We start from the raw sequence: 13,698 nt of genomic DNA, 5'->3' as shown, positions 1-13,698 counted from the left end.
TGCGCTCGGTCGACATCAACCCGCTGATCGTCGCGGGCAGCCAGCCGGTCGTGATCGACGCGCTGGTCGAGCTCGAGGGAGACGCGCGGTGAGCGCCGTGGTCGAGCGCTTCCGTCCGCTCTTCTATCCGCGCGGCATCGTAGTGACCGGTGTCTCACAGCACCCGGGCAAGTTCGGGACGGTCGCGTACCACAACCTGATCGCGTGCGGGTACGAGGGCGAGCTGTTTCCGATCAATCGCGAGGGCGTGGAGTCGTTCGGCCGCCCGACTTACAAGAGCATCTCCGAGATCCCGCGGGGCCGCGCCGACCTGGTGTTCCTGTGCACGCCCAACAGCGTGAACGAGGAGCTGCTGCGCGAGTGCGCGAAGATCGGCGTGCGCGCCGCCTTCGTGGCCTCGGCGGGCTACGGCGAGGCGGCCGACGGCGCCGAGATGGAGCAGCGGCTCGTGGCGCTGGGCCGCGAGCTCGGCATCGCGATCGCGGGCCCGAACGGCCAGGGGCTGATCTCGACCGCCGTCTCGATGTGCGCGCAGATCGTCGCCCCCTACCCGCCGCCGGGACCGATCTCGGTGGTATCCCAGAGCGGCAACCTGGCTTCGAGCTTCATGAGCTACGGGGCGCTCACCGGCGTGGGCATGTCGAAGGCGATCTCGTGCGGCAACTCGGCCATGCTGCAGCTCGCGGACTATCTCGAGTACTACGGCGAAGACCCGGAGACCGCCGTGTCGCTCGCCTATCTCGAGGGCGTGGGCGACGGCCGGCGCTTCGTGGACGTGGCGCGCGCGCACACGGCCCGCAAGCCGCTGGTTCTGGTCCGCGGCGGAGTCACGAGCGCGGGCAAGCGAGCCGCGAGCAGTCACACCGGAGCGCTGGCTTCCGACGACCGCGTGTTCACGGGCGTGTGCCGCCAGCTCGGCATCACGCGCACCGAGACGGTCGAGGAGGCCTACGAGGCCGCGGCGGCCTTCGCCACCCAGCCGCTGCCGCGCGGACCGCGCACCCTGATCTTCACGGTCGCGGGCGGCTGGGGCGTGCTGACTTCCGACGCGTGCGTGAACGCGGGTCTCGAGCTGATCCCGTTGCCCGACGACCTGCGCGCGAAGATCGACACCATGGTCCCCGCGCGCTGGAGCCGCGGCAACCCCATCGACCTGGCGGGCGGTGAGACACGAGACACGATTCCCGAGGTGCTCGAGCTCATGGCCGCGCACCCCGACGTCGACGCGATCGTCTATCTCGGCATCGGCATCCAGGCCTCGCAGGCCCAGATGTTCCGCCGCGGCCCGTTCTGGCCCGACTACGGCCTGGAGCGCATCGGCAGCTTCCACGAGAGCCAGGACCGGCGCTACGCGCTGGCGGCCGCGGACGCCAGCCGCAAGCACCAGAAGCCCATCCTGATCGCGAGTGACCTGGCCTACACGGGCATGTCGTACGGCAACACCGGCCCGGCCGGAGTGCGCGAGTCCGGGCGAGTCACATCCCCATCGGGGCACCGCGCCATCCGCACCCTGGCGCGCATGGTGGCCTACTCGCGCTACCGCAACCGCCTCGGCCGCGCAGGCTCCTAGCCTCGACCGTCACAGGAAGACCGAGCGAAGGCCGCCCTCCTGCGAGGTCCGGGTCTTAGGACGACGACCGTCACGGGAAGACCGAGCGAAGGCCGCCCTGAGCGAGGTCCGCAAGCGGCGCAGCCGCGCGCAGCGAGCCGCAGGCGAGCGTAGTCAATAAGTCAATGAGGCGCCCAGACCCCCAGCTCGACGTGCAGCTTCCCCGACAGGCGAGTCACGATCACGCTCGCGATGCGCTGCTCCTTGTGCGCGAACACACCGCGCTCGTCGCCGCGCGAGTGTGAGTCGTCGATCGCCCAGCCGCGCGTGCGCAGGCCTTCGGAGAAATCGCGCACCACCACGTCGGGGTCGACCTCGCCCGTGAACAGCGCCACGAGCGACCCCGGCTCTTCGGAGCTGACCGACACCGAGTGCAGGCCGTCGGGGATCGGGATGTCGTCGGGCAGGTCGTCGGCGGGGCTCTTGGTGTCGGCGATCTCGGCCGCGGCGGCGCCGCCGGGGCCAGTGACATCGGCCGACTCACTCGGGTGGCTGCCGGCGGGCTGCCGCTCGCCACAGCCGCAAACCACGGCGGTCACCCACGCAGCGAGCGCGAGCGTGACGAGAAGACGCGGTCGCATCGCGCAATCCCCGGAGCGCAACGGAGTCAAGATACCACGCAAGCGCGTGGCGGCAGAGCGCACCCGTCGGCTAACGTGCCGCTCCCTCTTCCTCGGAGCTGCGATGTCCCCGGTCCGCCGCGAGCTCGGCGCGCTGTGGCGACTCGCGTGGCCGTTGGTCGTCACGCAAGTCGCCTTCATGATGCTCGGTGTCGTCGACACTTTGTTGCTCGGCCGCCTGTCGGTGGCCGCGCTCGACGCCGTCGCGCTGGCGAACATGTACGGCTGGGCCGCGCTGGCGCTCGGCATGGGCGTGGTCATGGGCATGGACCCGTTCGTCTCACAGGCCTACGGCGACGGCGACCCCGAGGCAGCGGCCCTGGCGCTGCAGCGCGGGCTCGTGGTGGCTTTCCTCGTTGGGGTCCCGGTGGCGCTCGCCTGGGCACTCACCGAGCCGGCGCTGCGGCTGCTCGGTCAGGACCCGGAGCTCGCTCGGCTCGCCGGCGAATACAACCTGCTGCGGGCGCCCAGCGCGCCGTTCTTTCTGGCCTTCACGGCGCTGCGCAGCTGGCTCGCCGGGCGCAACCTGGTGGCGCCCGCGATGTGGCTCGCCGTACTCATGAACGTGGCGAATGCGCTGCTGGCCTGGGGCCTGATCTTCGGGCGCCTGGGCTTCCCGCGGCTCGAGCTCGTGGGCGCCGCGCTGGCGGCGTCGGTGGTCGCGATCGGTGAGCCACTCGCCCTGCTCGCCATGATCTGGCTGGCCGGCCTGCACGAGGGCGCGTGGCGCCGCTGGGACCGGCGCTCCTTCGAGCTGCGCGGCCTGGGTCAGATCGCCCGGATCGGCTTGCCGACCGGCCTGCAGATGTCTCTCGAGGGCAGCGCCTGGTCACTCGCCGCGATGATGGCGGGCTGGATCGGCGCGGCGGACCTCGCGGCCCACACGATCGTGCTGAACATGATCGCGCTGTGGTTCCAGGTGCCGCTCGGTATCTCGCTCGCGGGCAGCGTGCGCGTGGGGAACCTGCTGGGCGCGGCCGACCTGCCCGGCGCTCGGCTCGCGGGGCGGGTCGCGTTGGGGGCGGGCGCGAGCGTGATGGGGGTCGCCGCCGTGATCCTGGTGGCATTCCGCGGTGAGCTGCCGTTCCTGTTCACGAGCCAGGTCGACGTGGTGGCGCTCTCGGCGCTGATCCTGCCCATCGCGGGCGCGTTCCAGGTCCTGGACGGCACCCAGATCGTCGCGGGCGGCATCCTGCGCGGCGCCGGCCGCACGCAGGCGCCCGCGCTGGCGAACCTGTTGGGCTACTACACGCTGGCGCTGCCGTTCGCGGCCTGGATCGGCGCGCCCGGGCGCTGGGGCCTGGTGGGGATCTGGTGGTCGCTGCTCATCGGGCTCGTGATCGTGGCCAGCCTGATGTTGTTCTGGCTCCGGCGGGCCTCGCGCTTGCCCCTGGCGGAGCTGCGCGTGGCGGCGACATAGCGCGCCGCTGACTCGCGTATCATCCGCGCATGCACGAGATCATCCTTCACCACTACCCGGCGTCTCCGTTCAGCGAGAAGGTGCGACTCACGTTCGGCCTGAAGGGCCTGTCGTGGCGCGCCGTCGAGCAGCCCAACATCATGCCCAAGCCCGAGCTTCTGCCGCTCACCGGCGGCTACCGGAAGATCCCGGTCATGCAGATCGGCGCCGACGTCTACTGTGACTCGCAGTGCATCGTGCGCGAGCTCGAGCGCCGCTTCCCCAAGCCGAGCGTGCACGCCGGCGGCGAGGCGACCAGCTGGGCGTTCGCGGTCTACTCGGACCGGGTGTTGTTCATGGCCACCGTGGTGCTGATCTTCGGCATGATGGGCGACAACGTCCCGCGCGAGTTCGCCGAGGACCGCACCAAGCTGATGGGCGGAGGCCCGGGCCAGGGCTTCAACCCGACCGCGATGAAGGCGGCGGTGCCGCTCATGCGCGAGTCTCTGCGCAGTCAGCTGAGCTGGCTCGAGTCACAGCTCGCCGACGGCCGCGCGTTCCTGACCGGCTCGGCGGCGGGCATGGCCGACTTCACGACTTACCACCCGATCTGGTTCCTGGGCAGCTACTACCCGCCCGCCGGCGAGATCCTCGCGGGCTACCCGCGCGTCGCCGTCTGGAAGGAGCGCGTGCGCGCGATCGGCCACGGCACGATGAAGCCGATGGAGCGCGGCGAAGCGCTCGAGATCGCCCGCAAGGCCGAGCCCGAGACACAGCCCCGCGCCGACCCCGGCGAGCCGAACGGCCTCAAGCCCGGCGATCGGGTCACGGTGATGGCCGACGACTACGGCCGCGATCCGATCAGCGGCACGCTGGTGAGCTCGTCCGCCAACGAGATCGCGCTGCGCCGCAGCGCGCCCGAAGTGGGCGACGTCGTCGTGCACTTCCCGCGCATCGGGTTCGTGACGCTGAAGGCCGGCTAGGCGCGCACGCGCTGCAGCGTCTCGCGCCAGGCGTCGCGTGCGGCCGTGCGCGCGGACGGGTCGCCCCGGGGAGTCACGCGCAGCGCCGGCGCGGCCAGCGAGAGACAGTCGCGCAGGCTCGGGTAAACGCCGAGCGCCAGGCCGGCCAGGAAGGCGGCGCCCAGCGCCGTGGCTTCGACTTCGGCGGCGCGCTGGACCTCGCGCCCGGACAGGTCGGCGAGTGACTGCAGCAGGAAGTCGCTCTGCGCCAGGCCGCCGTCGACTTTGAGTGGACCGTCGGCCAGCGGGAGTGACTCGCACACGTCGGCGCAGCGCTGGGCGATGCCTTCGAGCAGCGCGCGGGCGAGCTCGCCCTTGCCCGAGCCGCGCGACAGCCCGAGGAACGCGCCGCGCGCGGCGTCGTCGAGGTACGGCGAGCCCAGGCCCTGCAGCGCGGGCACGAAGCGCACGCCGCCGCTCGACGCGCTGGCGGCGGCCAGGCGCGACAGCTCGGCCGCGTCGGGCGCGATGCCCAGCTCGACCGCCCAGTCGACCGCGCTGCCCGCGGTGATCACCGTGCCCTCGAGACAGAACGCGCGCGTGCCGTCCGAGAGACTCCACAGCGCGAGCGGATACGAGCCGGGCACGGCGTCGACCGGCGAGTCACCGGTGTGCACGTCGCACATGCCCGAAGTGCCGAGCGTGAGCTTGGCCTGGCCGCGCGCGTACACGCCCTGCGCGAAGGCCGCGGCCTGCTGGTCGCCCGCCAGCGCAGCGATGCGCACGGGCGCGCCCAGCAGCGCGGCCGGTGTCTCGCCCAGCACGCCGCTGGTCGGAGCCAGGGCCGGCAGCGCCTCGCGCGGCACGTGAAACAAGTCGCACAGCGGCTGTGACCACTCGCCCTTGGCCACGTCGTAGAGCGCGGTGCACGAGGCGTTCCCGGGATCGGTCACGTGCGCGGCGCCGCCGGTGAGTCGCGCGGCAAGCCAGGTGTCGGGCGTGCCCAGGCGCAGGCGGCCGGCGCGCGCCGCGGCGGCCACCGCGTCGTCGTGCTGGAGCCACCACTCGAACTTGGTGGCCGAGGCCAGGGTGTTGAGCGGAATGCCGAGCTTCCTGAACTCGGCCACGCGCTCGGCGGTGCGCTGGTCCTGCCAGCTCTGCGCCCGCGCCAGCGGCTGCAGGCTGCGCGCGTCCCAGCACAGCGCCGTGGCGCGCTGGGTCACGATGCCCAGGCCCGCGACGTCGCGCGCCGAGAGACTCGCGCGCGCCAGCGCCTCGCGCAGCACGTCGCCGCTGCGCAGCACCAGCTCCTCGGCGTCGAACTCGCTCCAGCCGGGCTGCGGGTAGGCCGCGCGCAGCGGCCGCTGTGCGCGCGCCAGGACGCGCCCGTCGCGCGCCACCACCAGGGCACGGGCGCTGGTCGTGCCCAGGTCGAGCGCGAGCAGCGCGTCGGCGGTCACGGGCCCTCGGGCTCCGGGATCAGCACGCCCGGATTCAAGAGGTCGTCCGGGTCGAGCGCGCGCTTCAGGGTCCGCAGCAGAGACACGCCCGTGTCTCCGATCTCGCCGCGCAGATAGGCGCGGCGCACGCGCCCGATGCCGTGGTGGTGGGCGATGCCGCCGCCCGCGGCGGCGGTCGCGCGCATCGTGCGGCGCCAGCACTCCTCGTAGATCGCCGCCATGCGCGCGCGCTCCTCGACCCGCGCCGCGAACGTGAAGTACAGGTTCGTGCCCGAGCGGTAGGAGTGACTCGAGTGGGCGCTCGCGAGCGCCACTTCGGGCAGCTCGCGCAGCGAAGCCACCACGCCGCCGTACACGGCCATCACGCGGTCCCAGGTGGCGGCGACCTCGATCGTGTCGACCACCAGCCCCCGCTCGAGCAGCTCGCGGAAGCTCGGCACCTGGTTGCGGTGCTCGAGCCACTGCTCCACGGCCTTGGGATCCGCGGCCTGGCCCTGCTCGGCGGCGCACAGCGCGGCCACGCCCGCAGCCTCGGCCGTGACTCCCGCGCCCGGGCCCTCGTGCACCAGCAAGAGCAGGTGGCGCCCCTCGGGACACTGCGCAGCGAACTGGCGCCGGGACTCCCGCTCGTCGTAGAGCCGCACCACCGGCGGCCGCCAGCCGGCGCGCATGAAGCGCCGGATCGCCTCGAGCCCGGCGTCGAAGCTGGGGAAGTGGCAGGCCGCGAGGCGCCGTGACTCGGGCTGCGCGCGCAGCGAGAAGGTGACCTCGGTGACCACACCGAGCGTGCCCTCGCTGCCCATGAACAGCTGGCGCAGGTCGGGCCCGGCCGCGGCACGCGGTGTCTCCGCGCTGCGCAGGATTCGGCCGTCGGGCAGCACGACCTCGAGCGCGAGCACCAGGTCCTCGATCGCACCGTAGGCGGTCGAGAACTGGCCGGCCGCGCGCGTCGCGACCCAGCCGCCCACGGTCGAACGGTCGATCGACTGAGGCCAGTGACCGATCGTGAGTCCCTCGCGCGCCACGCGCCGCTCCGCCTCGCCGCCCAGCGTGCCGGCGCGGAAGGCCGCGCGCAGGTCGCGCGAGTCGAGTGACAAAAGTCCGTCGAGCCCGCGCGTGGAGAGCACGACCACGTCGGGCCGGGTCTCGACCCCGCCGCACACGCCCGAGCCGCCCCCGAAGGGCACCACGGGCACGCGCGCGTCGCGGCACAGGCGCAGCGCCGTGGCGACCTCTTGCGTGGACTCGGGGCGCACGACCGCCGCCGGCGCCGGCGCGGCGTGACCCGCGAGCTCGTGGATCTCAGCGAGCGCCCAGGCGTCGCGCCGGTGCGCCGCGAGTGTCTCGGCGTCGGTGTGCACGCGCGGGCCGAGCGCGGCGCGCAGGCGCTCGGCGATGCCGCTCACGCCGGCTCGTTCCCGAAGTCGAGGTCGGCCGCCAGGCGCGCGCGCACCTCGGAGAGCTCGCTCGCGCTCCGCGCAGCGTCCCAGCCGAGCAGCGCGCGCATGCGCGCCGCGATCGGCTCCGCGATCGCCGTGCGCGCCTCGGGCTCGAACAGCGCCGCGCGCGTGCGGCGGTAGAGCACGTCCTCCACGTGAGCCGCGGCCTCGCGAGTCACCGCCCAGTCGACCTCGCCGCGGATCACCGGCGCACCCGGCGACAGTGACTCGGCACCGAGCGCGATCACCTCGTGCGCCTCCGAGCCGTACAGGCGCGCGAGCCGCGCCGCGGTGCCCTGCGGCAGGGCGTGCGCGCGCACGAGCTCGTGCGTCAGCCCGGGCAGCTCGCCGGCGAAGTCACCGCCCGGCAGCGGCGCGCCCTCGCCCGCGTCGGGCAGCGTGCGGCCGAGCACGCGTTCGACCTGCTCCAGGCTGCGCAGCGCGGTGGGCCGGTAGCCGGTCAGCTTCCCGCCCGCGATCGTGACCACGCCCGCGCGTCCGACCAGGATCTCGTCCTTGCGCGAGATGTCGGTCGGCGGCTTGCCCGGCTCGGCGACCAACGGCCGCAGGCCCGCCCAGGCCGTCTTCACGTCGCCGAGCTCCAGCTTCGCGTCGCGGAAGTAGCGCGCGAGCGGCGCCAGCAGATACTCCACGTCGGCCAGCGACACGCGCGGCCAGACCTCGGCGCCGCGCTTGTAGGTGGTGTCGGTCGTGCCGACGAACACGATCTCCTCGCGGCGCAGCGCGAACACTCCGCGGCGGTCGTCGGTGGCGAGCAGCAGCAGGTGGCGCACCGGCAGGCGCGCGGCGGGAATGCCGATGTGCACGCCCTTCGACAGGTGCAGGAGCGCGGGCGCGGCGGCGTCCTCGAGCCGACGCACCGCCTCGACCCAGCCGCCCGCGGCGTTCACCACGCAGCGCGCGCGCACGCGAATCTCCCGGCCGGTCAGGCGACACCGTGCGGTGACGCCCGCCGCGCGCCCGTTCTCGACCGGGATCGCGGTGACCGGGGCCCAGTTCAGCGCGCGCGCGCCGTGCCCGGCCGCCGCGCGCAGGTTGGCGAGCACGAGCCGCGCGTCGTCGGTCAGATACTCCCGGTAGGCGCAGGCGAAGCGCCACTCCTCGCGGTCGAGCGCGGGCTCCTCGCGCGCCAGCTCCTCGGCGCCCCAGTTCTGGTGCACGTCGTGGCTCTCGACCGCGCCCAGCTTCTCGTAGGCGGTGATCGCCGCGCGGAACTTCAAGAGCGCCGTGCGCGAGCGCACCGGCAGCACCATCCAGCGCCGCTCGGCCAGGTGCGGGGCGAGCCGGAAGATCACCTTGCGCTCGAGCGCGCTCTCGCGCACGAGCCCCACGTCGCCGAGCGCCAGATAGCGCAGCCCGCCGTGGATCAGCTTGGAGGAGCGGCTCGAGGTGCCGGACGCGAAGTCCTCCGCCTCGAACAGGGCCACCGAGAGACCGCGCAAAGCGGCTTCACGGGCGATGCCCGCGCCCGTGATTCCGCCTCCGATGACCGCCAGGTCGAAGCTCTCGGCCTCGAGCGCATCGGCCGCGCGCGCGCGCTCGGTCACTGGAATCAGCGTTGCCCGGGACAACTCCGACATGCTCGCCCTTTTCGTCTCGACCTCGCAACTCGACGGCCTACAATCGGCCCCCGCATGCGCCTACCCAAGACCCCACGGCCGGAACGGTACGACCTCGCCTTGTTCGTGGACCCCGCCAAGCCGCGTTTCTCGGGCGAGCTGGCGCTCGCGCTCAGGGTCGGTCCCGAGACGCGCGCGCTCGAGCTCCACGCGGTCGATCTGGAGGTCGAGTCGAGTGAGATCGAGGACGCCGCGGGCGTGGTGAAGGTGGCCCGCGTGCGGGCGACCCCGGAACGGGAGACGATCACGTTCGTGCTCGACCGGCCGCTCTCGGCCGGCCGTGCCGAGCTGCGGCTGCGCTACTCGGGGCCGCTGCGCGGCGACCTGCGCGGGCTCTATCTCGCGCGCTCGGGCAAGCGCCGCTACGCGGCCACCCAGCTCGAAGCGGCGGACGCGCGGCGCTTCTTCCCTTGCTTCGACGAGCCCGAGTTCAAGGCGCGCTTCAAGCTGCGAGTCACCACGCCGGCCAAGCACCGCGCGGTGTCGAACGGGGCGCTCGTGCGCAGCGAGCGGCGCGGCGCGCGGGTCACGCACCACTTCGCCGAGACGCCGCCGCTCTCGACCTATCTCGTGGCGCTGATCGTGGGTGAGCTCGAGTCGTCGCCCGCAGCCAAGGCCGGCAAGACGCCGATCCGCGTGTGGTGCGTGCCGGGCAAGAAGCGGCTGGCCGGCTTCGCGCTGGAGTGCGCGGTCGAGTCACTGCGCCGGCTCGAGCGTTACTTCGGCCTGCCCTACCCCTACGGCAAGCTCGACCTCGTCGCGGTGCCCGACTTCGAGTTCGGCGCCATGGAGAACGCGGGCGCAGTCACCTTCCGCGAGACGCTGCTGCTCGTGGACGAGAAGACGGTGTCGCTGGCGGAGAAGAAGCGCGTGGCCGAGGTGATCGCGCACGAGCTCGCGCACATGTGGTACGGCGACCTGGTCACCATGGCCTGGTGGGACGACCTGTGGCTGAACGAGGCCTTCGCCACCTGGATGGCCTTCAAGGTGGTCGATGACTGGAAGCCGGAGTGGGAGATGTGGCTCGACTTCGAGTCACACCGCGCGCCGGCCTTCGCACTCGACGCCATGGAGAACACGCACCCGATCTACGTGGCGGTGAACACGCCCAGCGAAGCCACCGAGAACTTCGACGTGATCACCTACGAGAAGGGCGCGTCGGTGGTGCGCATGCTCGAGAGCTGGCTGGGGCCCGCGACGTTCCGTGCGGGCGTGCGGCGCTACATCCGCCGCCACCGCGAGTCGAATGCGCGCGCGGCCGACCTGTGGCGCGCGCTCGAAGAGGCCGCGAAGCGGCCGGTGACTCCCGTGGTGGCGCCCTGGCTCGAGCGCCCCGGCTTCCCGCTGGTGTCGGGCCGGCGCGTCGACCGCGCGGGGCAGGCGCTCCTGGTTGCCGAGCAGGAACGCTTCTTCGCCAACCCCAAGGTCGAGGCAGCGACCCGGCTCGAGACGCGGCCGATCCCGCTCGTGGTGCGCGTGCGGCGCATGCGCGGCAAGGACGTGCTGGTGCGCGCGCTCTTGGAGTCACCTTCCGAGGAGGTCGCGCTCGGGCCCTCGGGCGAGGTGCGCTGGGCGTATCTCAACGCCGACGAGGCGAGCTTCGTGCGCGCGCTGCACGACGCGCCGCTGCTGCGCGCCCTGGGCCAGGACCTGCCGCGGCTGCGGCCGGTGGAGCGCATGGGTCTGGTGGGCCACCAGTGGGCCGGCGTGCGCGCCTCGGCGGCGCGCCTGGGTGACTGGCTCGACCTGGTGCCGCGGCTCGCGGGCGAGCCCGAGCCCGAGGTGCTGTCGGCGGTGCACGGGCCGCTGGCCTGGCTGGCCGACCAGGTGCTGCCGCGCGTGGGTGGGCGCTCCACGCAGCGCTTCCAGGAGTGGCTGGCGGCGATCTTCGCGCCCGCCTTCGAGTCACTGGGCTGGAAGCCCGAGCGCGCCGAGTCCGAGAAGGAGCGGCAGCGCCGCGCGGGGCTGCTCGCGATCCTGGGTCACGTGGCCGAGCACCCCGCCACGCTCGACGCGGCGGAGTCGCGCATCGGCCCCTATCTCAAGAGCCGCACGGCGCTCGAGCCCAACCTGGCCGGGCCCGTGGTCGAGCTGGCGGCGCGGCGCGGCAGCAAGGCGCGCTTCGAGCAGTATCTGCGCGCCATGAAGGGCGCGCGCACGCCGCAGGAGCGCACGCGCTTCGAGCTGGCGCTGGGCTCGTTCCGCGAACCCGCGCTCGTGGACCGCGCGCTCGCGCTGTGTCTCGACGAGCTCGTGCCGACGCAGGACGTGGTGCCGTTGCTCGCGCGCATGCTCGCCAACCCCGCCGCGCGCGAGCGCACCTGGGAGTTCATCCGCGAGCGCTGGAAGGACCTGTCGCCGCGCGTGTCTCCGGGTCTCGCCGGCCGGCTGGTCGGCGCGTTGCCCGCGCTGCAGAAGCCGCTCTACAAGCAGCAGGTCGCGGCGTTCTTCGCGGCACATCCGATCCCGACCGCGGCGCGCGCGCTGAAACAGGCGCTCGAGCGCTTCGACCTCGACGCGGAGCTGCGCGAGCGCGCCCTGCCCGAGCTGCGCGCCTACCTGCACCAGACGGTGTAGATGGAGCCGGAGCTCCCGGCCGAGCTGCTCGAGCGGCCGTTCGCCGCGGTGCGCGAGGCCTGCAGCGAGGTGGCGGCGTCGGCGCGCCACGTCTCGATCGACCCGCTGGCGCTCGAGCGCTACGCCGACGCGCTGCCGCGCGCCGAGCTCGGCGCCGCGGCCACCTCGTTCCCGAAGCTCGGCGGCGACGCGGAGTCACTCGCCGCGTTCACCCTGTGTCTGGGCGCGCTGAACTTCGGCTCCGGCTGGTTCCCGGTGCTGCGCAAGCGCGAGGGCATGTCGGGCTACCGCACGCTCGAGGCCGGCCTGCGCGAGCGCTTCGAGCGCGCGGGGCCGCTCTCCGCGCGCGAGCTGCGCGCGATCGACGCGCGCGCGGTGGGCGAGCTGCTCGGTCAGTCGCCGGTGACTCCCGCGGTGGCCGAGCTGGTCGAGCTGTGGGCGCGCGCGCTGCGCGAGCTGGGCGAGCAGGTCCAGGCGCGTGCGGGCGGCTCGTTCGCCGGCTGGGTCGAGGAGGCGGGCGGCTCGGCGGCCGAGCTCGTGCGGCGCCTGGTCGCGATGCCGCTCTGGCGCGACGCCGCGCGCTGGGACGGGCGCACGGTCCCGTTCCTGAAGCGCGCGCAGCTCACGGTCTCGGATCTCGCGCACGCGCTGCCCGACGACCTGGGCCGCTTTCGCGACCTGGCGGAGCTCACGCTGTTCGCCGACAACCTCGTGCCCCACGTGCTGCGCCTGGACGGCGTGCTGCGCTTCGCGCCGGCGCTCGTCGCGCGCATCGAGGCCGAGGAGCTCCTGGCTTCGGGCTCGCCCGAAGAGGTCGAGATCCGCGCCTGCGCCGTCGACGCGGTGGAGCAGATCGCCGCCCGGCTGGCCGCGCGCGGACCGGCGGTCGCGCCGCGCGAGCTCGACGAGTGGCTGTGGCGGCGCGGCGGGGGCGCGCGCTACAAGGCCCGCCCGCGCCACCGCACGCGTTGCTCGTATTACTGAGATCCTGCTAGGGTGCGGCCCATGAAAATCGGCGTGCCGCGCGAGGTGACTCCGGGAGAGCGACGCATCGCCCTGGTTCCCGACTCGGCGAAGAAGCTCGTCGCCGAGGGCAACGAGGTGTGGGTCCAGAGCGCCGGCGGCGCGCACGTGGACTTCGCCGACGCCGAGTACACGGCCGCAGGCGCCAAGCTCGCGGAGAGCGCGCCCGCGCTGTGGGCGCAGTCGGAGCTCGTGCTCAAGATCCAGCCGCCGACCGCGGCCGAGGTCGAGTCTCTGCGCCCGGGAGCGCTCCTGGTCGCGATCCTGCAGCCGTTCCAGAACGGCGACACCGTGAAGCGCCTGGCCGCGCGCGGCGCCACGAGCTTCTCGCTCGACCTCCTGCCGCGCATCACGCGCGCGCAGAGCATGGACGTGCTGTCGTCGATGAGCACGATCGCCGGCTACAAGGGCGTGCTGATCGCGGCCAACTCACTGCCGCGGATGGTGCCGCTGCTCATGACCGCCGCCGGCACGCTCAAGGCGGCGCGCTTCCTGATCCTGGGCGTGGGCGTCGCCGGGCTGCAGGCGATCGCGACCGCGAAGCGGCTGGGCGGGGTGGTCGAGGCGTTCGACATCCGGCCCGCGGTGAAAGAGCAGGTCGAGAGTCTGGGCGCGCGTTTCGTGGCGCACGAGGCGATCCAGGCCGGCGGCGAGGCCAAGGGCGGCTACGCCGCGGAGCTGACTCCCGAGCAGCAGGCGCGCCAGCGCGAGGCGCTCTCGAAACACATCGCCGACGCCGACGCGGTGATCTGCTCGGCGCTGGTGCCGGGCCGGCGCGCGCCCGTGCTGCTGTCCGAGGCGCAGGTCAGCGCCATGCGCCCGGGCTCGGTGGTGGTGGATCTCGCCGCCGACCAGGGCGGGAACTGCGCACTCACTCGGCCGGGCGAAATCGTCGACCACGGCGGCGTGCACGTGCACGGGCCGCTCAACGTGCCCAGCACCATCCCGCTGCACGCCAGCCAGATGCTC

The 13,698-nt window shown here is 73.4% G+C and carries 10 protein-coding genes; 6 read left to right on the top strand and 4 right to left on the bottom strand.

Annotation, left to right across the window (positions count from 1 at the left end; genetic code table 11):
• The first annotated feature begins 88 nt into the window (after window positions 1–88).
• Complete coding sequence (locus VMR86_13405; GenBank protein ID HTO08039.1) at window positions 89–1,570, top strand: CoA-binding protein; 1,482 nt, start codon at window positions 89–91, stop codon at window positions 1,568–1,570.
• Window positions 1,571–1,731: 161 nt separating this feature from the next.
• On the opposite strand, the gene VMR86_13400 is transcribed toward VMR86_13405, so the two are convergent.
• Window positions 1,732–2,190 (bottom strand): hypothetical protein, encoded by a 459-nt coding sequence (locus VMR86_13400; GenBank protein ID HTO08038.1) that lies wholly within the window; start codon window positions 2,188–2,190, stop codon window positions 1,732–1,734.
• A 103-nt stretch (window positions 2,191–2,293) separates the two neighbouring features.
• Between VMR86_13400 and VMR86_13395 the strand changes: the two genes are divergently transcribed.
• Both VMR86_13395 and VMR86_13390 read left to right on the top strand, forming a co-directional pair.
• A complete protein-coding gene (locus VMR86_13395; GenBank protein HTO08037.1) occupies window positions 2,294–3,649 on the top strand; it encodes an MATE family efflux transporter in 1,356 nt (451 codons plus the stop codon).
• A gap of 29 nt (window positions 3,650–3,678) precedes the next feature.
• A complete protein-coding gene (locus tag VMR86_13390) occupies window positions 3,679–4,611 on the top strand; it encodes a glutathione S-transferase family protein (protein HTO08036.1) in 933 nt (310 codons plus the stop codon).
• On the opposite strand, the gene VMR86_13385 is transcribed toward VMR86_13390, so the two are convergent.
• Genes VMR86_13385 through VMR86_13375 form a run of 3 tightly spaced genes read right to left on the bottom strand, consistent with a single transcriptional unit; the run spans window position 4,608 to window position 9,090 of the window.
• Complete coding sequence (locus tag VMR86_13385; GenBank protein ID HTO08035.1) at window positions 4,608–6,050, bottom strand: FGGY family carbohydrate kinase; 1,443 nt, start codon at window positions 6,048–6,050, stop codon at window positions 4,608–4,610. The genes VMR86_13390 and VMR86_13385 overlap by 4 nt on opposite strands.
• Window positions 6,047–7,456, bottom strand: coding sequence for an FAD-binding oxidoreductase (locus VMR86_13380; protein HTO08034.1), 1,410 nt, complete (start codon window positions 7,454–7,456; stop codon window positions 6,047–6,049). Before VMR86_13380 ends, VMR86_13385 begins: the two co-directional genes overlap by 4 nt.
• Complete coding sequence (locus tag VMR86_13375; protein HTO08033.1) at window positions 7,453–9,090, bottom strand: glycerol-3-phosphate dehydrogenase/oxidase; 1,638 nt, start codon at window positions 9,088–9,090, stop codon at window positions 7,453–7,455. Before VMR86_13375 ends, VMR86_13380 begins: the two co-directional genes overlap by 4 nt.
• A 54-nt stretch (window positions 9,091–9,144) precedes the next feature.
• Between VMR86_13375 and VMR86_13370 the strand changes: the two genes are divergently transcribed.
• The 3 genes from VMR86_13370 to VMR86_13360 form a co-directional block, all read left to right on the top strand.
• Window positions 9,145–11,706: a M1 family aminopeptidase gene (locus tag VMR86_13370; GenBank protein ID HTO08032.1), complete on the top strand. Its 2,562-nt coding sequence runs from the start codon at window positions 9,145–9,147 to the stop codon at window positions 11,704–11,706.
• Window positions 11,707–12,690 (top strand): queuosine salvage family protein, encoded by a 984-nt coding sequence (locus VMR86_13365; protein ID HTO08031.1) that lies wholly within the window; start codon window positions 11,707–11,709, stop codon window positions 12,688–12,690.
• A gap of 21 nt (window positions 12,691–12,711) precedes the next feature.
• Window positions 12,712–13,698: NAD(P) transhydrogenase subunit alpha (locus tag VMR86_13360; GenBank protein ID HTO08030.1), on the top strand; the 987-nt coding region annotated here is incomplete at its 3' end.

This window comes from Myxococcota bacterium (genome assembly GCA_035498015.1).
Taxonomy (GTDB): Bacteria; Myxococcota_A; UBA9160; order SZUA-336; family SZUA-336; genus VGRW01.
Note: the sequence above shows the minus strand (reverse complement) of the source record. Positions and strands in the feature narration are given on the sequence as shown.